Source organism: Mycobacterium sp. UM_CSW, assembly GCF_000455205.1.
In the GTDB taxonomy this organism is placed as follows: Bacteria; Actinomycetota; Actinomycetes; order Mycobacteriales; family Mycobacteriaceae; genus Mycobacterium.
The window spans coordinates 1-25,473 of sequence record NZ_AUWQ01000065.1; the positions used below are offsets into that span (position 1 = coordinate 1).

General features: G+C 66.5%; 23 protein-coding genes and 1 pseudogene. 16 read left to right on the forward strand and 8 right to left on the reverse strand.

Translation table 11 applies throughout. From position 1 onward, the window contains the following. A partial coding sequence (locus tag N415_RS21035; protein WP_239645645.1) for a DUF732 domain-containing protein occupies window positions 1–891 on the forward strand: 891 nt, incomplete at its 5' end. A gap of 260 nt (window positions 892–1,151) precedes the next feature. Here N415_RS21035 and N415_RS21040 read toward each other — a convergent pair. From N415_RS21040 to N415_RS21050, 3 genes are all read right to left on the reverse strand, one after another. Then, complete coding sequence (locus tag N415_RS21040; RefSeq protein WP_068186472.1) at window positions 1,152–2,531, reverse strand: aromatic ring-hydroxylating dioxygenase subunit alpha; 1,380 nt, start codon at window positions 2,529–2,531, stop codon at window positions 1,152–1,154. 19 nt (window positions 2,532–2,550) lie between these two features. After that, complete coding sequence (locus N415_RS21045; protein ID WP_068186366.1) at window positions 2,551–3,456, reverse strand: SDR family NAD(P)-dependent oxidoreductase; 906 nt, start codon at window positions 3,454–3,456, stop codon at window positions 2,551–2,553. An 82-nt stretch (window positions 3,457–3,538) separates the two neighbouring features. After that, window positions 3,539–4,435, reverse strand: coding sequence for an enoyl-CoA hydratase/isomerase family protein (locus tag N415_RS21050; RefSeq protein ID WP_068186369.1), 897 nt, complete (start codon window positions 4,433–4,435; stop codon window positions 3,539–3,541). A 75-nt stretch (window positions 4,436–4,510) separates the two neighbouring features. Between N415_RS21050 and N415_RS21055 the strand changes: the two genes are divergently transcribed. The 8 genes from N415_RS21055 to N415_RS21090 all read left to right on the forward strand — a co-directional run bounded on the left by N415_RS21055 (window position 4,511) and on the right by N415_RS21090 (window position 13,307). After that, a complete protein-coding gene (locus N415_RS21055; protein ID WP_068186371.1) occupies window positions 4,511–4,942 on the forward strand; it encodes an SRPBCC family protein in 432 nt (143 codons plus the stop codon). Between the two features lie 42 nt (window positions 4,943–4,984). Further along, window positions 4,985–6,295 carry an amidohydrolase family protein gene (locus tag N415_RS21060; protein ID WP_239645647.1) on the forward strand — a complete coding sequence of 437 codons (1,311 nt, stop codon included), beginning with the start codon at window positions 4,985–4,987 and terminating at the stop codon, window positions 6,293–6,295. After that, window positions 6,292–7,485: an acyl-CoA dehydrogenase family protein gene (locus tag N415_RS21065; protein ID WP_068186374.1), complete on the forward strand. Its 1,194-nt coding sequence runs from the start codon at window positions 6,292–6,294 to the stop codon at window positions 7,483–7,485. Before N415_RS21060 ends, N415_RS21065 begins: the two co-directional genes overlap by 4 nt. Further along, entirely contained in the window at window positions 7,475–8,560 is a 1,086-nt protein-coding gene (locus tag N415_RS21070) for an acyl-CoA dehydrogenase family protein (RefSeq protein ID WP_068186376.1), read from the forward strand. The genes N415_RS21065 and N415_RS21070 overlap by 11 nt, the downstream gene beginning before the upstream one ends. Beyond that, the gene (locus N415_RS21075; protein WP_068186379.1) at window positions 8,557–10,695 is read left to right on the forward strand and encodes a CoA transferase; all 2,139 of its coding nucleotides are present in this window, start codon (window positions 8,557–8,559) and stop codon (window positions 10,693–10,695) included. Before N415_RS21070 ends, N415_RS21075 begins: the two co-directional genes overlap by 4 nt. Continuing rightward, window positions 10,685–10,915, forward strand: a complete 231-nt coding sequence (locus tag N415_RS21080) for a hypothetical protein (RefSeq protein WP_068186383.1) — start codon at window positions 10,685–10,687, stop codon at window positions 10,913–10,915. The genes N415_RS21075 and N415_RS21080 overlap by 11 nt, the downstream gene beginning before the upstream one ends. Continuing rightward, on the forward strand, window positions 10,912–12,030 hold the full coding sequence (locus tag N415_RS21085) for a thiolase family protein (protein ID WP_068186386.1): 1,119 nt from the start codon (window positions 10,912–10,914) through the stop codon (window positions 12,028–12,030). Before N415_RS21080 ends, N415_RS21085 begins: the two co-directional genes overlap by 4 nt. A 62-nt stretch (window positions 12,031–12,092) precedes the next feature. Then, window positions 12,093–13,307 carry a cytochrome P450 gene (locus N415_RS21090; RefSeq protein WP_068186388.1) on the forward strand — a complete coding sequence of 405 codons (1,215 nt, stop codon included), beginning with the start codon at window positions 12,093–12,095 and terminating at the stop codon, window positions 13,305–13,307. Between the two features lie 160 nt (window positions 13,308–13,467). Here the strand turns inward: N415_RS21090 and N415_RS21095 are convergent, their stop codons facing one another. From N415_RS21095 to N415_RS21105, 4 genes and pseudogenes are all read right to left on the reverse strand, one after another. After that, entirely contained in the window at window positions 13,468–14,757 is a 1,290-nt protein-coding gene (locus N415_RS21095) for a phosphotransferase family protein (RefSeq protein ID WP_239645648.1), read from the reverse strand. Between the two features lie 61 nt (window positions 14,758–14,818). Further along, window positions 14,819–14,908, reverse strand: a pseudogene (locus N415_RS31620) (SDR family mycofactocin-dependent oxidoreductase); the annotation flags it as partial. A gap of 47 nt (window positions 14,909–14,955) precedes the next feature. Continuing rightward, window positions 14,956–16,176 (reverse strand): CoA transferase, encoded by a 1,221-nt coding sequence (locus N415_RS21100; protein ID WP_068186475.1) that lies wholly within the window; start codon window positions 16,174–16,176, stop codon window positions 14,956–14,958. A gap of 11 nt (window positions 16,177–16,187) precedes the next feature. Then, the gene (locus tag N415_RS21105; protein WP_239645649.1) at window positions 16,188–17,390 is read right to left on the reverse strand and encodes a cytochrome P450; all 1,203 of its coding nucleotides are present in this window, start codon (window positions 17,388–17,390) and stop codon (window positions 16,188–16,190) included. A 112-nt stretch (window positions 17,391–17,502) separates the two neighbouring features. Between N415_RS21105 and N415_RS21110 the strand changes: the two genes are divergently transcribed. From N415_RS21110 to N415_RS21135, 6 genes are read left to right on the forward strand one after another with little or no spacing between them, the layout of a single operon-like run. Continuing rightward, window positions 17,503–18,738: a CoA transferase gene (locus N415_RS21110; RefSeq protein WP_068186394.1), complete on the forward strand. Its 1,236-nt coding sequence runs from the start codon at window positions 17,503–17,505 to the stop codon at window positions 18,736–18,738. Between the two features lie 14 nt (window positions 18,739–18,752). Then, on the forward strand, window positions 18,753–19,937 hold the full coding sequence (locus N415_RS21115; RefSeq protein WP_255342540.1) for a CoA transferase: 1,185 nt from the start codon (window positions 18,753–18,755) through the stop codon (window positions 19,935–19,937). Beyond that, on the forward strand, window positions 19,934–20,383 hold the full coding sequence (locus N415_RS21120; protein WP_068186399.1) for a VOC family protein: 450 nt from the start codon (window positions 19,934–19,936) through the stop codon (window positions 20,381–20,383). Before N415_RS21115 ends, N415_RS21120 begins: the two co-directional genes overlap by 4 nt. 46 nt (window positions 20,384–20,429) lie before the next feature. Then, complete coding sequence (locus tag N415_RS21125) at window positions 20,430–21,629, forward strand: cytochrome P450 (RefSeq protein ID WP_068186401.1); 1,200 nt, start codon at window positions 20,430–20,432, stop codon at window positions 21,627–21,629. A gap of 2 nt (window positions 21,630–21,631) precedes the next feature. Beyond that, on the forward strand, window positions 21,632–22,675 hold the full coding sequence (locus tag N415_RS21130) for an acyl-CoA dehydrogenase family protein (RefSeq protein ID WP_068186403.1): 1,044 nt from the start codon (window positions 21,632–21,634) through the stop codon (window positions 22,673–22,675). Window positions 22,676–22,677: 2 nt separating this feature from the next. Continuing rightward, on the forward strand, window positions 22,678–23,817 hold the full coding sequence (locus N415_RS21135; RefSeq protein ID WP_068186405.1) for an acyl-CoA dehydrogenase family protein: 1,140 nt from the start codon (window positions 22,678–22,680) through the stop codon (window positions 23,815–23,817). Window positions 23,818–23,823: 6 nt separating this feature from the next. Here the strand turns inward: N415_RS21135 and N415_RS21140 are convergent, their stop codons facing one another. Beyond that, window positions 23,824–24,042, reverse strand: a complete 219-nt coding sequence (locus N415_RS21140; RefSeq protein WP_068186407.1) for a hypothetical protein — start codon at window positions 24,040–24,042, stop codon at window positions 23,824–23,826. 117 nt (window positions 24,043–24,159) lie between these two features. On the opposite strand from N415_RS21140, the gene N415_RS21145 reads away from it, so the two are divergent. Next, window positions 24,160–25,455, forward strand: a complete 1,296-nt coding sequence (locus N415_RS21145; RefSeq protein WP_068186408.1) for an amidohydrolase family protein — start codon at window positions 24,160–24,162, stop codon at window positions 25,453–25,455. Window positions 25,456–25,473: the final 18 nt, after the last annotated feature.

A 25,473-nucleotide genomic window follows, 5' to 3' on the forward strand; every position in this document is an offset into this window, starting at 1 on the left:
GTCGCCACCATGATCAAGCGCACACGCGTTGTCAGCGGTCACCGGGGCTTGCCGCAACGTCGTGACACCCTCAGACTGGTTGATATGCGCGATCGGGAGGCGATCGACCAAGAGCTGAGGCGCATAGCCCTTGGGCGCCAATCGATGGGTGAGCACAGTGGTCGGCCGTCGATCCGGGACATCGACGCGCTGCTCGACGAGCGCCTGGGCCACCCCGTCGAGGTCGTCGAACCCGAGGCGGTTGACGAGGTTCCGGTCCTCACAGCGACCTCATCGCCGCGCAACGGGCCCCACGGCCGCAAGCGTCGCCGTCGCCGCTTCGTTCCCCTCACTGCGGCGTTGCCGTTGTCTTTACTGGCCGTCGCCGCGGCCGTGGTGGCGGTCATGTTCGCCGCGCACAGATCGGACCCGGCGCCGTCGGCCGACCCAGCATCACCGTCGGCCGCCCCGCCCCCGGCGGCCGTCCCGCCGCCGCCGGCCGCTGCACCCAGTCCGGCCGCGCCGGCAGCACACGCCCCCACGCTGGAGATCGTCGACAGGGCGTTCATCGGCGCGCTCAAGCAGGATGGCGTGCCGGTTCCCAGCAACGAGTACGTGACGACCCATGGGCACGCGGTCTGCGAGTTCCTAGCGAACCAGCCAGACTTCGCCGAGGCCGTCCGCGTCCTGCAGCAATCGTCGGTGTGGGATGCGAATCAAAGCGCCAGCGTCGCGGCCGGCGCCGTCGTCGCGTATTGCCCTCAGTACCAGCCGTCCGGCCAGGAGCACCTCCAGACCGGCTTCCAAGATGCCCTGTCCGGACTGCAGGCCATCGAACGTGATCTGCAGGGCATCAATGGCAATTTGCAAGACATCCGGGATGGCCTGCCGCCAATCCCGGGCCAGCAGTAGCGTTCGCTATCACCTGGGGCGAACCACATCCGATCTGTTTGCAGCAGTCCATATTTGGCTCGACCAGACCCAGCGCGGCGGTACGCGTCGGGATGCGCCGCCTAGCTTCGTGAAGGGTCTGTCGAGGTCGTCCCGATCGCAGCCGGGCCGCAGTGGGTCGGCGAGGCTGTCTACGCCGCCATCCGCGACGAAATCTCGCGACCGCGTCTCCTGTGGCGACGCGGAAGAACCGCCCTTACGATCCGACGACCGACATCGTCCTAGTCACTCGAGCCGAAAAGGAACCTGTCAGCGATCGCATGCTCATTGCGAATTGACATCTCTTGCGCGGTGTTGAGCCAAAGTCCGTCAAACCCGGCCGAGTGCATGCCGGCGTGGACGGCGCCGATGTTTCTCAGGTCCTGTGACGGCAGCTCACCCCAGCCGTCGTGGTCCTGCCACCGCTCGAAGACCTGCCATTGCGTCTCGGGCACCTCGCCGGGCGCAAAATGCTCAAGAGAGAACATTTCGAACGTGCACCGATTCGGATCCTCCGCGTCGGGCAGCATGCGGTATCCGAGCAGACAGGACTTCTCGACCAGGATGACCATGGTAGGAAACACGTGCCAGTCGCCGTTCCCGGCGAAGTACTGCTCCATCGACATCTGTGGAAAGTCAACGCCCTCGGCGCGTGCGAGTTCCTCGCACATCTGGTGGTACAGAACAAACGGCGGGACGTCGCTGGGTTCCATCGCGGCCAGCTTCTGCGCGGCCCGATAGTCACGTTCGGTGACCAGCGATCCCACTTCCAGGTATTGGTACTTCATCGAATTGGCGAACACCTCGGGTCGGGCTGCCTGTTCTTGGCGGCCCCTGTCGCGACCGGCATGCTCGGGGCGTTGCGTATAGACGAACCGGGAGTGGTTCTTATACGTGATGGTTGGGGTGTAGGGGGCGTAGACATACTCCTGCGGCGAAGCGGGCTCGGCCGACGGCCGCGGGCCCTCCGCCGATCGCATGGTCTGCGGATGGGTGCCGGGAGTGTGGTAGCCCTCGATGAACGCGTCGATAACGGTCTTGTAGTTCGCCGGCAAGAAGGTGCGCTTGCGCCAGCGGTAGCGCATGTCCTGCAACCGAAACGGCGCCAGCGCGGTCGGCAGCGGGTCAAGCCACTCGAGCAGATCGGGTGGATTCTCGGCCATGCTGACGAACACCCATCCACCCCACGTGCCGACAGCGACCGGCCGTAAGCCCCACTGCTCGCCTGGGCGGGGAGCAAATTCGTCACGACACGGGACGAAGGACGACCGGCCGTCTAACCCGTAGCGCCATCCGTGAAACTCACAGCGCAAGTCCCTGTCGCCCGAGCAGCCGCTGCCCCGAATAACTTTCATCCCGCGGTGGGCGCAGGTGTTGTGGAATGCCTTGATGCTGCCTTCCTTCTGGCGCACGACGGCGATGGACTGCCGGCCGATCGTGTACTCGTAGAAGCAGCCGGCGTCCGGGATTTCTTCTTCGCGACACGCGGGCTGCCAGACCCGGGTGAACAATCGCTCGAGCTCGAGGTTCAAGAATTCGGGGTCGATGTACCGGCTCTTGGGCACGAAAGTCTCGCGGCAGGCGAACTTCTGGGGCACCCGCTCGGTGGCAAGCTCGGTCATTGTCACACTCTTCGTCGGCTCAGCTGGACGGTGGCTTGTCGAAGATGTTGGGATACAGCACCGCTTCCTTGAACGACGTTTCGATCTCGGCGAATGCGGTCGGGATGTCCCACGTCCCAGATGCCGACACGATCTCCCGTTCGACGACGGGATTGGACATCAGGCTGATCCGGCCATTGCCGGCGAAGATGACGCGGCGATTGAGCCATTCGGACTGCTCGCTGGCCAGATATACGACCGGCGGCACACAATTCTTGGGCGACAGGCGAACGTTGGCGTCCGAGTAATCCATGCTGCCGCCGCCCTTGATGCCCTGCGTCATCCGGGTGCCCGCGATCGGCGCGATGGCGTTGCAGCGCACCCCATAGTTGCGCAGCGCGTTGGCGCACGAGAACGTCAGGCCGACGATGCCCATCTTGGCCGCGGCATAGTTCGGCTGGCTCGGCGCGCCCTGCAACCCGGACATCGATGTGAAGGTGATCAGCCGGTACTGCCCGCCCCGGTTCTCCCGCCACCAGGCCGCCGCGTGGCGCGTGACGTTGAACGTTCCTTTGAGGTGCACGGACACCACTGCGTCCCAGTCCTGCTCGCTCATCTTGAAGACCATGCCGTCCCGAAGGATCCCCGCGGCGTTCACCACGACGTCCAAGCCGCCGAGCGTCTCGGCGGCGCGGCCGATGAGGTCCGCGCACGCGTTGAAGTCGGTGATGTCGGTGGTATCGGCGAACGCCTTGCCGCCACGGCTCGTTATTGCCGCCGCGACGCTTTCCGCCGGGGTGGAGTCGTGTCCGGTCCCGTCGACGCTGACGCCCGCATCGGACACCAGGACCGTAGCGCCCTCGGCGGCCAAGCCCTCGGCCACCGCGGCGCCGATACCTCGCCCGGCGCCGGTGACCAGCGCGGTACGTCCGTCAAGCACACCCATCGTCACTCAGCTCCTCGTGGTTTCGCGCTAGTACGAGCATACAGAACACCCATACATTATCTGTATAGCTGTATAGTCTGCGTTACTCGAACCCCCACTCCGCGTAGCGGCGTTCGAGCTCGGCCATCGCCTCTCGGCCGCCGCGGGTACTGCGTTCCTTCATGAAGTTGAACTCGTCGTCGCGCCATACGAGGTTGCTGAACACCGTGTGGCCCATCGGAACCCAGTCACCGAACTGCGCCATGCCGACGGCGTGCCAGAACGCGATCAAGGCGTGCTTTCCCACCATCAGGCCGTCGGCCGAGTGGTGAGCGATCGCGCGGGCGTACCGCAACGCCTCGTCGCGGAGCCCGTCGGCGGGCACCACGGACGCGGCCACCCCCCACTCGCGCAGTTCGGTTGCGGTCACCCTGCGGCCGGTGATCATCGCCTCGTAGCCGCGGTTGGGCCCCAGCTTGAGCAGCGCGAGCGGCATGGCGGTGGAGAATCCGGCGAACCCGATGCGCGCCTGAGGGCGGGCAAGGTACATGTCATCGGAGACCAGCAGAATGTCGGCGGCCAGGGCCAGATTCATCCCGGCGCCCAGCGTGGCGCCCTGGCAGCCGGCGATCACGGTCTTTGGAAACTCCAACCAATTGGTCAGGTGCCGGTGCAGGCGCCGGGCGTTGCCCAACCGCGCGGTCTGCGGCAATCGTTCCCCCTTGCGCAGTCCCGCCTCTTCCACCGGGAGTCGGCGCACGTCGTCGCCACTGCAGAAGTCCTTGCCCTCGGCCAGCAACATGACGACCTTGACTTCGTCGTCGTCTTCGGCCCGGTCCAGCCGTTGCTTGAAGAGTCGATGCATTCCGGGCGACAGGATGGCGTTGCGCCGTTCTGGCCGGTTGATGGTGATCTGGGCGATGTGCGGTTCGACAACCTCGTAGCCGACCCAGTCCTCATCGACCTCGAATTCGCCTTCAGCGGCGGCGTCAGTGCCCATCCGCCCTCCTTCGCGCGTCGCGGTACATAAGTACAGTAGTCGATCAATTGTCACATCTGGTGATACGGTCAGCGAATGCCAACATTCACGGTCACCAAGCGCCTCGCGGCGCCACCGGAGGCGGTATGGGCCGTTCTTGCCGACTTCGGCAACGTGGACTGGATCCCCGGACCCAGCGACGTCAAAGTCGAGGGCGAAGGGCCCGGCATGCGGCGGTTCATCGCCGCGAGCACCGAGAAGCCGGTCATCGAGACCCTCATCTGGATTAAGCCCGACGAGCGCGCACTGTCGTATGAGATCACCAACAATCCGATGCCGGTCAGCCGCTTCGTGGCCGTGAACACCGTAACCGGGAGCGCGGATGCCGCCGGGGAGTCAATCGTGGTCTGGGACATCGACTATGAGCCCATCGGTGACGATGCCGCCGCACGCGATGCCATGGAGTCGGTGTACGGCTTGATGGCGGGGTGGGTGCAGGACTTCGCGTTAGCCCGCGAACCCAAATAGAACACTTAGACAGAAAGTGTCTATTAGTTTAGGATTATTCAAGTGATTGATCCTCTCGATCTGGTACTGATCAGCGTCGACGACCACACCGTGGAACCGCCCGACATGTTCGTCGGCCGGGTGCCCAGCCGCTTCGCCGACGACGCGCCGCGCATCGTAGAGGACGCCGACGGCGTGTGTTTCTGGGTGTACGACGGTCTGCAGCTGCCGAACATCGGGCTCAACGCGGTCGCGGGGCGGCCCAACGACGAATGGGGATTCGAGCCGTCGCGGTTCACCGACATGCGGGCCGGGTGCTACGACGTCGACGCACGGGTGAACGACATGGACGCCTCCGGTGTGCTTGCCTCCCTGTGCTTTCCCTCGTTCCCCACCATCTCGGGCGCGCTGTTCACCTATCGCGGAGACCGCGACGTGTCGGAGGCGATGGTGCGTGCCTACAACGACTGGCACATCGAGGATTGGTGCGGCCGGCATCCCGACCGGTTCATCCCGATGGGGATCCTGCCGTTGTGGGACCCGGCCCTGGCCGCTGGTGAAGTGCGGCGCCTGGCGGGGCGGGGCTGTCGCGCGGTGACGGCGCCTCAGCACATCGGCAATTACGGGCAGCCCCCCTGGCAGGATCCGCACTGGGACCCACTGTGGGAGGCGCTGTGCGAGGAAAACACCGTGGTGAACATTCACATCGGCACGGGCGGCGGGATGCCGGTGCCGTCCGACCTGACCACCTACCTCGCGTACAACGCGATGATCCCCCTGGACACCCAGCGGTTCACCGCCGATCTGTTGTTCTCCCCGGTGCTAACCAAGTTTCCGTCCATCAAGTTCTCGCTGTCCGAAGGCGGCATCGGCTGGATCCCATTCCTGTTGGAACGGTTCGAGGACATCTACTCGCGCCAACGGGCGTGGACGGGCGACGACCTCGGCGCCGGGCTGACCCCGACGGACGTCTACCGCCGCAACTTCATGTCGTGCTTCATCCGCGACCGGGTCGGCATCGAGATGCGGGAGCGCATCGGGGTGGAGACCATCTGCTGGGAGATGGATTACCCGCATTCGGACAGCAGCTGGCCGGATGCCCCCGAGCAGCTCGCCGCCCAGCTGGAGGGCTGCACGCCCGACGAGGTGGAGGCCATCACCTGGCGTAATGCGGCTCGCGCCTTCGGCTACACCGGCGTCGAGCGACGCGGCAGGGAAAACTGCACCGTCGCGGCGCTGCGGCGACGGATCGCCGGCCTTGATCTCTCGGCGCCGAAGGTGGATGCCGGACGCGCACCGAAAGCCGGCGCCACGGCAATCACCTACGGCGACATGAAGATACGGATGGCGTCGATACTTCGCGGTGGGGCGTGACCGAACCGGATTACGGGGTCGCCCTCACCGAGGCCGATCGACAATTCCGCGACGAGGTCCGCGCCTTCCTGTCATCGGCACTGACGGACGACGTCCGCGGTTCCGCGCGCGACGAGGCCGACCGGTTGCAGCGAATGCGCCTGTGGCAGAGTCGGCTTCACGACGCCGGCCTGGCCGCGATCTCCTGGCCCGTGCAGTTCGGCGGACGCGCCGCCACCCCCGTGCAGCAACTCGTCTTCAACGCCGAGATGGCCGCAGCGCACGCCCCGGAGCCCATCAACCGCAGTGCCGTCAATCAGCTCGGCCCCACCATCATTCAGTGGGGCACCGACGAGCAACGCCATCGCTACCTGCCGAAGATCCTTTCGGGCGAAGAAGTCTGGTGTCAGGGCTTCAGCGAGCCCGACGCGGGCAGTGATCTCGCCGCTCTGAAGACCAGGGCCGAACTGTGCGACGACGAGTTGGTCATCAACGGCCAGAAGATCTGGACCTCCAAGGCCCAGTACGCCGACTGGATCTACATCCTGGCGCGCACCGATCCGGCAGCGGACAAGCATCGAGGGATCAGTTACATCCTCGTGCCCCTGAACACGAGCGGCATCGAGGTGCGCCCCATCCGCCAGATCACCGGGCAGGCCGAGTTCAACGAGGTGTTCTTCGATTCGGTGCGGGTGCCGCTCGCGAATGTGCTCGGGCCACTGCACGGCGGTTGGCAGGTGGCCAAATCCACGCTGGGCTACGAGCGCGTCGGGCAGAGCCGCACCCACCGCATCGAACGGCGGCTGGCGATTCTCGTCCGGATGGCGCAGGAGCAGGGGGCGCTGGGGCGCGAGGGCCGCGATGACGGCTACGTGGCCGATCGTCTCGTGGGGTTCGCCGCGCGAGTGGAGGCGTTGCGTCAAATTGCGGCGCAGGCAACGGCCGCCGGTGTCCGGGGTGTCAGTCCCGGACCCGAAGCGTCGGTGGCCAAGCTGATGACCTCGGAGGTCGACCAGGCGATGGCCGATTTCGGGCTGGAAATCGCCGGCTGCGCGGGAACCCTGGAGCGCGGCTCGGTAGGGGCGACGAAGAATGGCAACGTCGCACAGAGCTACCTGCTGATGCGGGCCGCAACATTCGGCGCGGGCACATCGGAGATTCAGCGCAACGTGATCGCCGAGAAGCTGTTGGGGTTGCCGCGTGACACCTGACGGCCTGTCATCGTTGAGCGACATCGCCCAGAGCGCAGAAGAACTGGCCCGGCTGCGCGCGTCGGCCGATGACATCCTGCGAAGGGCTTGGTCGCCTCAGGCGTTTCGGGCTTTGCTCGACCGCCCGGGCGCGGTGTTCGACCCCAAGCTGTGGCACACCATCACCGAAGCGGGTTGGGCCGACGTCTTGGTGAGCGAGACCGCCGGTGGGGGCGGGGGTGGCGTTCGCGAACTGTGTGCCCTGGCCGAGGCCGCCGGCGCCGCGTCGGCACCCGTCCCGCTCACCTGCGCGGCGGCGGCGGGCTGGTGTGCGGACCGCTGCGCCGACGGCGTCAGCCTGTTGCTGCCCGAGCGCGGTGAGCGCACCGAAGAGGGCGTCTCAGGGCTATGGCCCCTCGTGCCCTACGGCGCGGTCGCGACCAGGCTGCTGGTCTGCGCGGGCACGGGTGACGCGACGGTTCTGGGCGTGGTCGAACCCAGCGCACCGGGCGTGCTCTGTGAACCGGTGACCCCGCTCGACCACAACCCCGCGGCACGAATCACGTTGCATAACACGCCCATTCAGGTCATCGAGTCGGGCGAGCGCGCCGGACTTCGCCACCGTGAGGCGGGTTTGCGGAGTCGCGTTGCTCAGGTAGCCGAACTGGTCGGCATCGCGTCGGCCGCCAACGACGCCGCAACCGCGTACGCGAAGTTGCGCGTCGCTTTCGACCGCCCGATCGGCGCCTTCCAGGCGATCAAACACCGCCTGGTCGACCAGCGGTGCGCGATCGAAGTTGGGCGTGCGCTCGTCAACCGGGCCGCCGACGCCTGCCAGCAACAGCATGCCGATGCCGCGGCGCTGGTATCGCTCGCCGCCTACTGGGGCATCGACGCGCTGCGGGCCGTGCCGGAGGGCGCCACCCAGGTATTCGGCGGCATCGCCTACACCTGGGAACACGACGCGCATATCTACCTGCGCCGCGCGGCGACCGTAACGGCGAACCTGGGCACGCGCGCCTACCACCGCGACGCGGTCACGCGGTGGCTAACCGCACGCCATCCGGCCGCCGGCGCAGGACGGGGCACCACATGACCGCCGCCGGCCGCGCGACATTCCTGTCGGGCATCAGGGTTCTCCAACTGGGCGACGGGATCGCCGGCTCGGCCGCCGTGGCCCTGCTGGCTGACCTCGGAGCCGAGGCCACGAAGGTGGCAGGAGGGGCTGCGCCCGCCCGCGTGGGACCGGCGATCGCCACTGCGGCCGGTCCCGTCGCGGCGATCGACCTCACCCTCGACCGGAGAAAACGAGTCATCGAATCTCATTATTATTCAAGGGCATTGATCGACGAACACGACATCGTGATCGTCGACCACGGCACCGCCGCCGTCGCACCACCCGCCGCCGAGAACGCGGTTGTCGTGACGGTCAACCCGTTCGGCATTGACGGGCCGCGCTCGTCGCACCCCGGCGGCGAGCTCGTCGCGCAGGCCGCCGGCGGCATGCTCGCCACCATCGAGGGGTCGGACGGGGCACCGGTCCCGGCGCCCGGTTACGTCGCGCTGAAGACGGCGGGAGCCGTAACCGCGCTCGCGGCATTGCATGGCCTCGATCGGCGCAACGACAGCCACGGTTCGGTGCTCGTTGACGTGTCGGTGCAGGAGGCGGTCGCGTTCACCGCTGCGCTGCCGGAATGCGCCCACGTGCTGTACGGGTGTCCCGGGCGGGCGGGCAGTGGCCGTTACCTCGCGCCGTCGGGACTGTTTCCCTGCCGCGACGGTCTGGTCCGCATCACGGCGGTCGAGAATCACCAGTGGCGGGGTTTGCTTGCGGCGCTGGGCCATCCGGACTGGGCCACCGGTCTCGACGAACGCCAGGCCCGCATCGACCACGCCGATGTGATCAACCAACACGTAACAGCCTGGGCGGCAACGCATGACAAGGAAGAGTGCGCGGCAACACTACAAGCCAACGGCGTGCCGTCCACACCGGTGAATGCCGCCAAAGAGATTTTGGCATCACCGCAATTCGCCTTCCGCGGCACTTTCTCGACGACACAGCTCTGCGGTGTCGAAGTCCCCGTGCTTGAGTCGCCGTGGCTCACCTATGTCGGACAACGGTCGGATCACCGTCGCACTGGCCGTCTGAGCGACTTGCGGATAGCCGAACTGACCCACGTCTTAGCCGGGCCGATCGTCGGTGCGCTGCTCGGTGCAATGGGCGCAAAGGTGTTGCGGCTCGAAGATCCTCAGCGCCTGGACATTTACCGGCGTACTGGTCCCTTCGCCCGGGGTAAGCCCGGCGTCAACCGCGGTGCGTATTTCGCGGTGGCCAATCACTCCAAGCAAAGCCTGCTGATCGACCCGGCCCGCGCGGTGGATGACGTCGCCGCGGCGCTGTCCGACGCTGATGTCCTCATCGAAAACGTCGGCAGCGCGCGACTCGCCAGGCTCAAGGTGGAGCCCTCCGCCGTGGCCGGTTCGGGGAGGCTCGCCCTGCGGGTCTCCGGATTCGGCTCCGAAGGCCCCATGGCCGGATATCGGGTGTACGCCAACAACGTTCAGGCTTATGGTGGGTTGGCCGGATTGACGCTCGGACCGGATGGAGCTCCGGCACGGCTCGGCACCGTGATCGCTGACCCGCTGTCCTCGGTCGTGGCCGCCGCGGTGATCGCGGCGTGGGCCGTCGGGCCGGCACGTGACACCGGTGCGGTCATCGATCTCTCCATGGCCGAGGTCGTCGCGTCCACCGTGGCCGAGTTCGTCGCCGCAGCCGCGGCTGCGGGTAGCGCCGACGCCGGCGATTGCGGGCATCGCGGCGTCTATCGCGCCGCCGACGGCCGCTGGGTCGCCATTGAAGTCGTGGACTCCGATGAGTGGAAATGCCTGGCAGAAATCTTTGGAGTATCGAATGATTCGGAACATCCCGCGATCCTGGAGAAGCTGGCGGGCCTGGTTGCCGCCGCGTCGGCCGACGAGGTGGCCGCGCGCCTGAGCGGGTCGGGTTTGCGCGCCGCGGCGGTGCAGCGGGCAGAGGACCTGGTTTCGGACCCGCACCTGGCGATTCGCGGATTCTTCCCGGAGATCGCTTACCCGGACCCGGACATCGGTACCGCACGTCTAGTCGGGCTGCCATGGCGATTCGTCGGTCACGGCCCCATCCCGCTCATGCCGCCGCCGGCCCTGGGCAACGTGAACGCGCGCGAAGGAGGCATGACCAATGTCGGATGATCGCCGCGCGACTGTGTGGGCGTCGACCTTCGTTCCCGGGAAGTCACCGATCCCCGGCTACGGCCAGGACGGCTACAGCGTCGCCTGGGTCGACACCTCCGACGGGCGGCTGCAGATCTTGGTGTCCGGGCCGCGTCCGGTGCCCGGCACCGCCGGCCGAGTCGTCGAAAAGACAGTGGGGGACGACACCATCATCCTGTTCGAGGCGGAATCGGAATGACGGGCGCGCACATCGCCGGTATCGGCGTCACACCGTTCGGTAGGCATGCTGACACCGCGCTCGCCGCGCTCGGCGTCGCGGCCGCCGAGGCGGCACTCGCCGACGCGGGCATCGGTTACGACGCTGTGGGCGAGGTGTTCACGTCCTCCTCGATGGCGCCGCCCCAGACCGGACTCAAAGTCGCACTTCGCTTGGGCCGCACCGGTGTTCCGGTGACCGCCATCGAGAGTGCCTCGGCGGGAGGCATGGTCGCCCTGCGGCACGCCGTGTGGGCGGTGGCATCCGGTCGCTGCGACACCGCGCTGGCGATCGGCTACGAGAAAACCACGGCGCTGGAACCCGGCGGCGTGGTGCCGGCGGCGGTCGACTTCTGGGATTCCTTTCCGCCGCAGATCCACTACGCCATCGAGGCGAATCGGTGGCTGTATGAGACAGGTTGCGCACCGGAGGTTTTCGGAGCCGTCGCGGCAAAGTCGTACAACCAGGCTCGTCTCAATCCATTGGCGGCGCGGCGCAATGACGACGAGGTCACCGTTGAGCAGGTGATGTCGGCGCGGATGGTGGCCGAGCCGCTCACCAAGATGATGTGTCACGCGTCCGTCGACGGCGGCGCGGCGATCGTCGTGACCTCCGGGCAGCGGCCCCGATCCGTGGCGATCAACGCGATCGAGCAGAGCAGCTGGCCGCGGGACCCGGCCTGGCCACTGGCCGGTCCGTGTGTCGGCCCGCCGTCACAGATCGCGCTGACCGCTCGGCGCGCGTTCGAAGCGGCGCAGGCGGCGCCGGCCGACATCGGGGTGGTCTCCCTGCATGACATGTGCGCCAGCGAGGAGGTCACCGCGTTGATCGCGCTCGGCCTGGTCGAGGGCCGGGAGGTGGCCGAGCTCGCGTACTCAGGCGGGCTGGGATCCAAAGGCGAGCTGCCGACCAACACCGACGGCGGCTGCCTTGCACGCGGTCACGCGTTCGGTGCGACCGGCCTGGCGCAGGTCGCCGAGGTCGTCGGTCAGCTTCGGGGAGAGGCGGATTCGCGGCAAGTTGCCGATCCCCGCGTCGGGCTGGCGCAGGCGATGGGCGGCGGCGGGTCCTGCGTCGTGGCAGTGCTGGGCCGGTGATTGGCGGGCATGTCGATGGGTTGGTCGCGACGCAGATTCGATTACCGGAGTGAGGTAGATCGATGATGGTTCTTGATGATCCGGTGCAGTTCTTCGGGCCCGAGGCGCTCCAGGATCCGTATCCGTTGTATGACCGGATGCGTGCCGAGGCGCCGGTGCATCGCATCGGGAGCTCGGCGTTCTACGCGGTGTGCGGGTGGGATGCCGTGCTGGATGCCGTCGAACGTGTGGACGATTTTTCGTCGAACCTCACCGCGACCATGGTCTATCACGACGACGGGACGGTCGCCCCGTTCGAGATGGGTCCGCCCGGCGACCCCTCTCACGCGTTGGCCACCGCGGATGATCCGGTGCACGCCATGCACCGAAAGATCCTGCTACCGCACCTGTCCGCGAAGAGGGTCCGCATCATCGAGGAGTTCGCCGCCCATACCGCCGACCGGTTGTGGAGCGAGCATCTGCGCGGCGACCGGATCGAATGGATGAGCGCGATGGCCAACCGGCTCCCGATGATGGTGGTGGCCAGACTGCTGGGTCTCCCCGACGGTGACGTCGACACGCTCATTCGCCTCGGTTACGCCACCACGACCCTGCTCGACGGGATCGTCACGCAGACACAGCTCGAAGCCGCCGGAGCCGCGGCGATGGAACTGTCCGGCTATGTAGTGGAACATTTCGAAAAGGCAAGTGTTGAAGCCGAACACGGCCTGATGGCGGACCTGGCGCAGCGCTGTGCGGCCGGCGAGCTGGAGCGCCACCCGGCGCTGACGATTATGCTCACCCTGTTCAGCGCCGCCGGCGAATCCACTGCATCACTGTTGGGAAGCGCGGCATGGATTCTCACCGACCGCCCCGAAATCCAAAGCCGGGTTCGTGACAATCCCGAGCTGCTGGGCGCCTTCATCGAAGAGGTATTGCGCTACGAGGCGCCGTTTCGGGGCCACTACCGCCACGTGATGCGCGATACCACGCTCGGCGGCGTCGAGGTGCCCGCCGATTCCCATCTGCTGCTGATGTGGGGAGCGGCCAATCGCGATCCCGCGCACTTCGAGGCGCCAGACGAATTCCGCCTCGACCGCAGCAACGCCAAGGGACACGTGACCTTCGGCAGGGGAGTGCACTTCTGCCTGGGGGCCGCGTTGGCCCGCCTGGAGGCCAAGATCGTGTTGGGGATGCTGGTCGAGCGCACCAAGTGGGTGGAGGCCACTGACGTCGGAGAGTGGTTGCCCAGCATTCTCGTTCGGCGACGGGAGCATCTGGAGTTGGCCGCCCGTTAGCGGCTTTCAGCCGATGGCGCCGCTGTCTTTGAGCGCGGCGATTCGCTCCCACTCGCCACCGAGTTCCATGAGCGCCACGGCGTGTTCGGCGAACGCATTGGGACAGTCCAGGAGCCTGTGTGGTTGGCGCGGTGGAAGGCGATGAGCGGGTTGTGCGGTGTCAGCGGCCGAGCAACTGCGCCAGGGGTATCAGCGGCTGCACGCCCCCACCGCGATTGAGAACTGGTTCTAGCAAACGCATTTGCCGCATGATGCGGCGGTGGAACAGCCGAATGAGTTCGGCGTCCATGTTCTCGGGAGCCCGCAACACAAATGCCTCCAAGGCCTCATCGCCCGCACGCCAGTCGGCGCACCGGGAGCCAAGCAGATGCTCAATATCGTCAAGGTTTTCGGATTCGATCGCGGAATCGTGCCGACAGCAATCGGCAACGTAGCGTGCGGTTTGCGCGGTTTGACGCCGGCGAAAGCGCTCAACTTCGGTCTCGGCGGGCAAATCCTCGATGATGGGCGCCAATGCGTCGATAAGGCCGCCGTGCCGGACATCTGCCGGCGGCGGAAGTCGGTAATCGCCGAGGGCGAGGCCCTCGACGGCGGCCATTGCTTCGACGGCGTTGAGCGAGCATTGCTGAAACCACTCCTCATATTGCAGCAAGTCACTCATCGGAAAAGGGTTGTGCAAGACCATCACCAACGAGAGAGGTGTGGTGAGTGAGAACTGCGCGGTGTGGAACTCGACCACCGGCAGGTCCAGTTCTACGCCGGAGACCTCCTCATAGCGCCGAAACGCGCGCTCGAGGTCGCCGAAGGGCTCCGAGATGTCGCGCAGGCGCAGTCCTGCCAGGTCATGCGCGGTGTCGCCGAGGTAGGCCAGTTCGACGTCGAGCAGTCCGGTCACGCGCCCATCGGCGAACATGAACTGCCCTGGATCGCCCAGGACGAAGCGAGGGTCGAACCGATGCGCGGGAATGTGGCGGCGGATCCAGCCGATGCCGAACTCGAGAAACGGTTCGGGGCGCTTTTTGGTAGACCGGTACCGCGCGACGGACTCTTCGAAGCTCGACAACGCTTGCTGCTGAGGGTCTTTGGGTAACTTAAGTCCGACGGCGGAGAATTCACCTGGATCCAGCCGATGGATCCGCGCAAGGATTTCCATGTATTCGTCGATGACCGAGTTGCGCTCTGTTGCGCTCGGTGAGGTTGACAGATTGCTGGCGCCGGACAAGCGATCCATCACGATGGCCGGTGGCGCGTCAATCCGACCGTGAATGTGTGGAACTGGGATTCCTTGCTTCTCCAGAGCTTCAAGGACTTCCGCTTCCCGATAGGTGGACATCGAGAACTCCATGCCCACGCGGTCGCCACGCACATACAGCGGCATGACTGTGCCGTCACGTTCGACGTCGGCGAACCAGGCTGGACGCCAACGTGGTTGACGCTCGAAGGCTCGCACGGGCCCGAGGTTACTCTCGAGCCAGCTTCGTACCGCCTCATCGGGTGTCATGTCAGCTGGTGCCCTCGTCGGCGAGATGGACTGCGTGACCGCGTCGTTGTCCGCGCGCGGCGCCCGTGACGACCGCTACTTTGCCGATAACGCGATTCATGTGCTTCCTCCGTTGTTGGCTCTTTCGCCGTCAGGCCATGAAGGTCGTCACGCGATGGTTCCGCTGTCCTTGAGCACAATGATGTCGTCCCAGTCCTTGCCCAGTTCGAGTAACAGCGCTTCGGTATGTTCCGCGAACTCCGGCGACGGCCCGAGCCGCAGCGGGGTCTCGTCGAAGAGCACTGGGCTAGCCACCAATTCGTACGACTCGGTATCACCATCAACGGATACGATGCCGCCGTTGGCACGCACCTGAGGGTCGGTTGCCACCTCGGCGGTGTTGAGCACCGGCGCCCACTGGCCGTCGAAATCCGCGAGCGCCTTGCGCCAGTGGTCGAGTGGCTCCGCAGCGATGACCTTGCGCAGCACGGCGATGGCTGCATCGGCGTTCTTGGCGAGCAGCTCATGGCTGGCGAACCGTTCGTCCGCCCCAAGTTCGGGAACCCCGACCCGCGCACAGAAGTCGGCGAAGTACCGAAAAGCCTGCAGCATGGACAACCCCAGGAACCTGTTGTCGCTGGTGCGGTAGAAGCCGGTGAGCGGGTTGTGCGGTGTCACGTTGGCGCCGGCCGGGTTCGCAACCCACGGCTCGCCGCTGACCAGGGCGGCGTTCACCGCGACGCCCATCGCCCAGACACCCACGCCGAGCAGTGAGATGTCCACCGTGCGCGGCACGCCGGTGCGCTCGCGTTGGAAGAGCGCGGCGGCAATGCCGCCCGCGATCGTCATGCCGCCAATCGAATCGCCGTAGGCCGGACCGGGTTGGGCAACAACGCCATTCAGATCACTGGGGGTGGTGCTGGCGGCCCCGGCGGCACGACTCCAGAACCCGGTCATGTCATAGCCGCCCTTCCGGCCATCATCCCCGAGGGGGCCGTAGGCGCTGCCGCGCGCGTAGATGATGTCGGGGTTGGCCGCACGCAGGTCGTCGACATCGATCTTGAGCTTCGCGCGCGCGTCCGGCAGGAAGTTGGTCAGGAAGACGTCACTGTTCCGGGCGATCTCCATCAACAGCTCATGGCCGTCGGGGGTCGAGATATCCAGCGCGACGGACCGCTTCCCCCGGTTGGCGTGTTCCATCACGGGGTTGCGCGGACCATCGATGGTGATCTTGCCGAGCTGCCGCAGGCCGCGCTGCGAATCGCCGGTGCGGGGATGCTCGATTTTCACGACGTCGGCGCCCCAGTCGGCCAGGACGGCTCCCGCGGCGGGGACGAACGTCCATTGCGCGACCTCCAGGACGCGCACGCCCGCCATCGGTCCGCCCATCATTAAGCCCCTCAGCGGTAGTCGAGTACGACAGGCAGGTGATCGTGCGTGTGCACCAATGTCGACACGCGGGGCACGCGGTCGCCGACCACGTGAATCCCCTTGGCACGCCGCGCCACTTCCTCCAGGAGCAGACGAGCTTCGCGTCGGGCCAGGGCGGCGCCCATGCAGAAGTGCTCGCCGACCCCGAAGCCGAGGTGATTGGCGGCGTCCTGGCGGTGGATGTCGAACTGTTCGGCGGTCGGGCCCCAGTGCTCTTGGTCGCGGTTCGCGGAGGCGTAGGCGAGCAGCACCCCGTCGCCTTCCTTGATGTCCGAGCCGCGCAGGCGAACGTCGCGCGCCGCCTGCCGGGCCATGCTCATCACCGGCGTCCAGTAACGCAGCACCTCCTCGACCGCGTTGCCGCTGAGGTTCGGGTCGGCGAACATTACTGCGGATTGGTCGGGATGCGCGTCGAGACAGTCCGCGATTCCCGCGATCAGGCTCTGCGTCGTCTCGCTGCCGGCGGCGAGCAAGGTGAGCGCGTAGATCATCACCTGCATCTCGTTGAAGGGTTCTCCGTCCACGGTCACCTCCGTGAGCAGCGTGAGCAGATCGTCCTGCGGACGTTCCTTGCGTTCGGCGACGAGCCCCATCAGGTAGGGTCCGATGTGCTCGAAGATGAACGCGTAGTCCTCACCGCTCGCGGCTCCGCCACCGACGTTCGCGATCGTGGTCGCCCACCCGGCGACCTTGGACCAGTCCTCCTCGGGCACTCCCAGCAGGTAGGCGAACACATATACGGGGATGGGCTCGGCGACTCGTTGAATCCAGTCGAATTCACCGTCCGGCAGACCGTCGAGCACGTCGTTGACGACCTGGCGGACCCGCGCCTCCATCTTCGCGACCGCGGCCGGTGTGAACCGCACACCAACGGCTTTGCGGTGCACCCGGTGCACCGGCGGATCCATGAACATGATGCCGCGGTTCCCGTACCCCTGGGGTTCGCGGCCCTCCCGGTGCGCGATCAGGTCCATCATGATCCCGATGCGCTCCGACTTGAACTTCTCGGGTCGAGCGGAGATGTTTTTGATGTCGTCATATTTGGTGATCACCCAGAACTTGCCCTCGACGTACCAGTGCACGGGATCGTGTTCGCGCAACTGCGCGAACGTGGCGTTCGGGTCGCCCAGATAGAACGCCGGCTCGTCGAAGCGGGCCGCTGTGATCGTCACCATAAGACTGAACAATAGAACATCGACTGTTAATCTGCGAGTAGCCCTCCGCTCAGCCGAGGCGCCCGCCCAGGCATTGGCAGAAGAACAAATTCTGTTTTATTGTTGCATAGTGAGCGCCGGCCTATCGCATCTTCGGGTGTGCGATCTGGGCGGTCAACTGGCCGGCGCCGGGGCGACAAAGATCCTGGCGGCCTTCGGCGCCGAGGTCATTCGAGTCGAGGACCCCGTCACGCGCGGTATGTGGGACGCCCTGCGCGGCGTCGGCCCGTTCGTCGACGAACGTCGGGGCGTGAATCTGGGCGCGGGCTTCAACAACCACAACGTGGGCAAGCTCGGTGTGACCATCAACCTGCGCCTCGAGGCCGGCAAGGAGCTGCTGCGTGAGCTGATCGCCGTCTCCGACATCGTCTGCGAGAATTTTGCGGCCGGCGTGCTGGACAGGATGGGTTTCGGCTACGACGAGCTGCGCCGGATCAAGCCGGACATCATCTACGTCTCCAACTGCGGCTTCGGACACAGCGGCCCGTACCGCGATTTCAAGACCTGGGGTCCGATCGTTCAGGCGCTGAGTGGGCTGACCTTCACCGCCGGGTTGCCCGATCACGAGCCCGCGGGATGGGGCTACTCGTACATGGACCACGTTGCCGCCTACTACATGACGGTCGCGATCCTGGCGGCCCTGCATCAGCGTGAACGCACCGGCGAGGGCCAGCACATCGATTTGGCCACGGTGCCAGCGGGTATCGCGATGCTGCCCACCGAAGTGTTGGACTGGACCGTCAATAAGCGGCCCGAGCGCCGGCCGGGGCTCCCGGACGGTAACCACGCCGACTTCGGTGAGATGGCTCCGCATGGGATCTATCCGTGCCTGGGGGACGACCGGTGGATAGCCATCGCCTGCCGCGACGACCGGGACGTCGCGCTGCTGTCCAAAGTCATCGACGAACCGCGCCTGATCGACGACCGGTTCGCCACCCTGGAGCAGCGGTTGGACGGCGCCGACGCACTCGACGAACTCGTTAGCGCGTGCACCCGGACCCGCGAAGCCTCCACGCTGTCAAGCGAACTCAGCGCGGCCGGGGTTCCGGCGAGCGTCGTCAAATCACCCCGGGAGCGGATCGACGAAGACCCGGACCTCGCCGAGTGGGGACTCTTCCCGACCGTGGCGCACCCCGAAATCGGGACGGTGCGCGTCGAGGGCATTCCGCTGCGCATGTCGGCCTCGCCGTGGAGCATCTCGCGGGCCGCGCCGTGCCTGGGCGAACACAACCGGGACGTGCTGGGCGGGCTGCTCGGGCGCAGCGACCAGGAGTTGGACGACTTGACTAAGCACGGTGTGATCTGAACGCGCTGAGCGGGATCCGCGTCGTCGAGATCAGCGGCCAGTTCACCCCCGTCGGGGGAAGGCTGCTCGCCGAACTCGGCGCGGAGGTCGTCGTCGTCGAACCCCTCGCCGGGTCCTCACATCGGTCGCGGCCGCCGTTCGCGCACAACAACATTGGGCCGGACACCAGCCTGCGCTGGTGGGGCGGCAACGTGGGCAAGCGGTCGGTGACGCTCGATCTCGACACCGCGCAGGGCGTCAGCGCACTGGAGCGCCTGGTCTCCGGCGCCGACATCGTGATCTCCGACGCCGGCCCCGTCGGCGATGCCCGGCATCCGTCCCTGATCTGGGTGGCGGTCACCCCCTTCGGGCTCGACAGCGTGCGGGCCGACCAACCGGTCACCGACCTCACCATGCTCGCCGGCGGCGGTCCGGTCTGGAACTGCGGATACGACGACCACTCCGTGCCGCCGATCCGCGGCGCCGGCGAGCAGTCGGCCAACATCGCCGGCTTGTATTGCGCCATCGGAGCGCTGGTCGCCCTGGCGCACCGCGACCAGACCGGCGAGGGTCAGCTTGTCGACGTCAGCGTCAACGCCGCCTGCAATGTCAGCTCCGAACAGACGACATACCACTGGCTGGTCAACAACGAGACGTGCGTCCGGCAGACCGGCCGTCACGCGTACTTCACGCCGAGCCAACCGACCCAGGTTCGATGCGCCGACGGCGCCTACGCCACCACCGGCGTGCTGCCGCGCAAGCCGCCGGAATTCGCGAAGCTGCTGGGTTGGCTCGCGGACCTCCGCCTGACCGACGACCTTCCCGAGGCGGTGTTCTTGGAAATGGCCGCCTCTCGCGACGAGCCGGTCGACATCGCGAAGATCGGTGCCGACGACGAGACCACCGCGATACTGACGGCGGCCCGCGACGCGATCACCTTGATCGCTTCCCGGATGCCGGCCAACGAGTACTTCCTGGAAAGCCAGCGACGCGGATTCCCCGCCGGAGCGGTGCTGTCACCCGACGAGGCCTTCGAGAACGAACACATAGCCGCCCGCGGGTTTCATGTTCCGGTTGACCACCCCGAACTGGGGGAGACCTTCCGCTACCCGGGCACGCCATACCTGTTCGGCGCCAATCCAGCAGTCGGCCGCGCACGGCCTCCCCTGCTCGGGGAACACAACGCGCTGCTCGACGAACTCGCCGACGACACCGCATGAGCTCCGGTGCCCGCCTCACCCATATCGGGCTGTGCGTCAGCGATCTGGAAAGGTCAGTCCAGTTCTATTGCCTGGCATTGGGATTCGACGAATGTGGTCGACTGCGGGTCGACGGTACCGAGACGGCGCGGCTGCTCGGTGTGCCCGGGCTGGTGCTCGACCTCGTCTACCTGCAGCGCGACGGGTTCCGCCTCGAGTTGCTCAGCTACCCGGCGCCCGGGGTTCGGAAGAAGCGCCGGCCCCGCCGGATGAACGCGGTGGGCTTTACGCATCTTTCGTTCCGCGTCGACGACCCGAACGCGTTCGTCGCGGGTATCGAGCGCCTGGGTGGCCAGGCTCGACCGGAGCGGACGGTGACGTTCGAGGGGGGCAATCGGGGACTGATGGCCACCGACCCCGACGGCAACTGGATCGAGTTGATCGAACGCACACCGCCAAGCAACTGAGCAGTTAGTCACTCAACGTCCGATTGTTCATCGGGATGATAGAGTCATGGCTGTGCCAGCGACCAGCGAGTTGATGTATTCGCCGTTCTCCAAGGCGATCTTCGACGATCCCTACCCGGTGTACCGGAGATTGCGCGACGAAGCGCCCGTCTACCGGGATCCCGAAAACCGCTGGTGGGTCCTGTCCAGGTTCGACGACGTGTCGCAGGCACTGCGGGACTGGGAGACGTTCTCGTCCAAGCGCGGTCCGGCGCCGGAGAACCCGGACAACGACGGACGCAAGTACTCAGTGATCTCGATGGACCCGCCCCGTCACGACCGCATTCGCGGCGTCCTCAAGGGTTTCTTCACGCCAAAAGCGGTCGCCGCCATGGAATCTGCCCTGCGGGCGGTGGTCGACACGCACCTGGGCCGGCTGCGACCGGGTACCACCATCGACGCGATGCAGGCCTTCGCGTTCTCGGTGCCCACGGACGTGATCGGTGATCTCCTCGGCGTGCCGCACAGCGACCGTGCGCAGCTGCGCGTCTGGTGGGAGGCCTTCCTCACGCGGGAGGAGGGGCAGGTCGCGATGCCGGCCCAAGCCATCGAGGCCAACCGCCTAATCAGCCAGTACATCGGTGACCTGATCGAACGGCGCCGCACCGACCCGGGTGACGACTTGATCAGCATCGTGCTGCAAGCCACGTTCGACGACCCCGAAGCCGGCAAGCAGCGCGCACTGACCCCGCACGAGGTGCTGATGTTCTGCAATCTCCTGTCGGCGGCCGGCTCGGAAACCACTCAGAAGCTGATCTCCAACGGCCTCGTCGCGCTCGCCGAGCACCCCGACGAGTGGCAGCGCATCGTCAAGGACCGCAAGCTGATTCCGGCGGCGGTGAACGAGGCGCTGCGCTACGACACGCCGAGCCACTGGGTGGCGCGCACCTTGACCCGGCCCATCGAGCGGCACGGCGTCACCATGGACGCCGGCGACTGGGTCCTGCTGCTCCTGGGTAGCGCCAACCGCGACGAACGGCGCTACCACGATCCGGACCGCTTCATCATGGGCCGACCGCGCGGCACCGACGTGTACTTCGGGTGGGGAATCCACATCTGTCTCGGGCAATGGCTGGCGCGCCGGGAGGCCCAGCTGGTGTTCGACTACATCGCCGACAAGTTCCCCGACTACGCCATCGGGGCACGCGAACGGGTGCTCACCGCGACGGTGCGCGGATACACCAGCGTGGAGATGACCCTGCGCTGACCATGGAGATCGCCTTCACCGACGAGCAGCAACTGCTCCGCGACACCGCCGCGCAGCTGGGGGAGAGCGTGGGCGTCACCAGCGCGGACGAGATCCCGACCGGCGAGGCGCTCGCCGCCCAGTGGCGCCGCCTGGTGGATCTCGGTGTGCCAACGCTGCGTTCGCCCCGCCTGTGCGGCCTAGAGGCGAGCGGCGTGGAAACCGTGATCGTCATCGAAGAACTCGCCAGAACCCTCAGCGCCGTTCCGGTGGTGGGCCAGGCGGTGCTGGCCACCGAGCTCCTGGAGGCGGCCGAAGCCGAGAAGGAACTGGAGCTCGTCGCGGAAGGCAGCCTTCGGCTGGCGCCTGTGCTGGGCCCCGACCTGATGGGTTTCGGCTCGGCTCACCGACCGGGGGTGGCATTCGACGCCGCGGGCGCCACCCACGGATTACTGGCCGCCCATACCGACGGACAACGCCGGCTTGTGTGCGCACCGCTGGGCGGCGCCGAGCACCGCGCGCTCGACCTGACGCGTGAATTCCGTTGCTTTGCAGCCGATGCGGCCGCGTCGGCGGTGGTGACCGGAGAACCCATCGATGACGAACGGTGGCGGCGGGTCGAGTCGTTGGCTTTGACCGCAGTCGCCGCCGACCTGGTCGGCGTCATGCAGGGTGCCCTCGACGACGCGGTCCGCTACGCGGGCGAGCGGGCTCAATTCGGGGTGAAGATCGGCTCGTTTCAGGCCGTGGGCCACCTGCTCGCGGATGCCCTGGTGCGAGTGGAAGGCGCCCGGAGTTGCCTCTGGCACGCCGCGTGGGCGATCGACCACTTGCCGGCCGACGAGGCGCGCCTTGCGGCGATGACGGCCAAGGCATACGCCTCGGCCGCGGGCCGGGAGGTGGTGGAGACCACGGTTCAGGTCTTCGGTGGCATCGCGATCACCTGGGAGCACGTGTCGCACCTGAGGCTGCGCCGGACCCTGTTGGACCGGCGGTTGTTCGGTGACGAGACGGTGCACTACGAGGCCATCGCCGCGCTGCGGCTGGCCAACCGGGAGCTCGCTTAACGATGGACTTCAACGACAGCGCACCCGAAGCGCGGTTCCGCGCCGAGCTCAGGCAGTGGCTGTCCGACCACGCCCCCGACGCCGCGATCCCCGACGACCCGGCCGCCCGGGCGGATGCGCAAAATGCCTGGCACCAAACGCTTTACGAAGCCGGATACATCGGGTTGTCCTTCCCCGTCGAGTACGGGGGACATGGTAAGGCGCCGGTCTACGAGGCGATCCTCAACGACGAGCTCGGGCGGGCCGGCGCCGCGCCCATCGAGGGCGTTGGTCACCTCAGCAACGCATTGCGGCTGTTCGGGACCGACGAGCAGCGCGACACGCTGTTACCCGGCCTGTTGTCCGGCCGCGTGCGCTGGTGCCAGGGGTTTTCCGAACCCGAGGCGGGATCCGACCTCGCCGGCCTCAAGACGCGGGCCGATTTGGTCGACACCGCCGGGCGTGAAATGTTTCGCGTCAACGGCCGCAAGATCTGGACGAGCTTCGGTGCGGTCGCCGACTGGTGCTTCCTGCTGTGCCGCACAGAGCCTGACGCGCCGAAGCACGCGGGCATCTCCGTGTTGCTGGTGCCGATGTCGACGCCCGGCATCGAGGTGCGCCCCATCGTCAACGCCGCACGCAACCGCGAGTTCACCGAGATCACCTTCGACAACGTGGACGTCCCCGCGAGCAACCTGCTCGGCAAGCGCGGGGATGGCTGGTCCATTGCCAACCAGTTGCTTGCCTACGAGCGCGGTCCCAGCGACATCAACTGGATCGGCCGCCTCAAGACGCAGCTGCGGCGGCTCGAGGAGGACGTGCGCGTCGGCTGGCTCGAAGACTCCCCGTCGGCTCGGGCCCGGCTCGGGCAGGCCTATGTCGAGCTGCGCGCGCTGCAGATCAAGGTCATGAGATCCCTCACGGAGCGCCAAAACGGCAAGCTTCCCGGGCCCGAGGGGTCGGTGGACAAGTTGCTCATGACGCGCGCGGACCAGTTCTTCGCCCACGCCATGATGGACCTGTCTGCCAGTGGCCCGCTGCTCACCGAAGGCCTGGAATGGGACATCTACGTGTGGTCGCGCGCCGCCGGCATCTACGGCGGGACCGCCCAAATCCAGCGCAACATCGTCGCGCAACGGGTGCTGGGATTGCCGCGGGCCTGAGCCCAATCAGCCGTGCCGGTCCGCCGTCAGGTGCTTGTAAGCCTCTTCGAGTCCTTTGAGTCGTCGAATCAGGGTCTCGTCCTTTCCATCCGACGTGGCGAGTTTGGCTTTGACCTCGGCTATTTCGGCGGCGAGGCGTTCGGCCGCCTCACCCTTGGTGAGCAGGTCCTGGTCGGCCCAGTCGTCGTGCGGGATGCGCGACGGTGGCGTTTCGGGTGGTGTCATGGTTCTCCTTGGTGCGGCCTGTTCGTTTGAGCTCCGGCCGCGATCGGCGCTATAGTCAACTAGTCACAATCTGTTCACTTGTACCGTATCGCACGACTTCGAGAGACGATTCCCACAATGCCGCTGCAACCTTCGATGAAGCTCCTGTCCGTCGACGACCACCTGATCGAGCCACCGCAGGTCTGGGCGGACAGGCTCCCGAAGAAATTCCTCGACGACGGTCCCCGCATCGTCGACTTTCCGCGCGAAGGGGCCCCACCGGTGCAGCAGTGGGTGTACGAGGGCAGGGCCTACCCCAACATCGGGCTCAATGCGGTCGCCGGCAAATCGCCGGAGGAGTTCGGCGTCGATCCGATCCGCTACGCCGACATGATTCCCGGGTGCTACGACCCGAAAGCCCGGCTGGCGGACATGGACATCGACGGAGTGCACGCGATGCTGTGCTTTCCGTCCTTCCCGCGCTTCTGTGGCACCGTATTCCTGGAAGGCGAGGACAAGGAACTCGCGCACCTGTCCGTCCAGGCGTGGAACGACTTCTCGCTCGACGAGTGGTGCGCCACCGACCCCGCCCGGTTCATCCCGATGGCGATCACGCCGCTGTGGGACCCGGCCCTGATCGTGGCCGAGATCGAGCGGGTAGCGGCCAACGGGGCGCGGGCGATCGGGCTGCCGGACAATCCGACCAACCTGAAGCTGCCCAGCTACCACACCGCGTACTGGGAGCCGGTGTGGTCGGCGCTCGAAGAGACCAACCTGACCGCGGTGATGCACTTCGGTAGTGGCGGATTCCCACCCCAGACCGCACCCGAGGCGCCGTTCGCGGTGATGATCACGTTGATGGGTACCACGTCCATGGCCGCGGCGACCGAGCTCATCTTCTCGCCGGTGTTCCACAAGCACCCGAACCTCAAGGTCGCGTTCTCCGAAGGCGGCGTCGGCTGGATGCCGTACCTCGTCGAGCGCGCGGACTACGTCTGGCGCAAGCACAAGTACTACCAGAACATCCATCCCACGGTGGCGCCGTCGGAATTGTTCCGGCGCAACATCTCCGGATGCTTCATCGAGGACGAAGTCGGCATGTCGATGCGCCACCAGATAGGAATCGACAACATCACCTGGGAATGCGACTACCCCCACTCGGACTCGTTCTGGCCCAAGAGCCGCGCGCGCGCCGAGGAGATGCTCGCCGACGTGCCCGACGAGGAGGCCGCCAAGATCGTCGAACTCAACACACGGCGTTGGTACGCCTTCCCCGAGGATGGCTTCAAATCCTGCACTGCGGATGCCGGATGGCGCCCCAACGGCGGCAACCCGCCGGAGTACGACTACGACGAGGTCATGGCCGACCACGGCGGCATCGGATTGGAGGGCTTCCTGAACAAGATGGAAGAGCAGAAGTCGCACAAGGTTTGATCTGGCTCCCGCACCTGC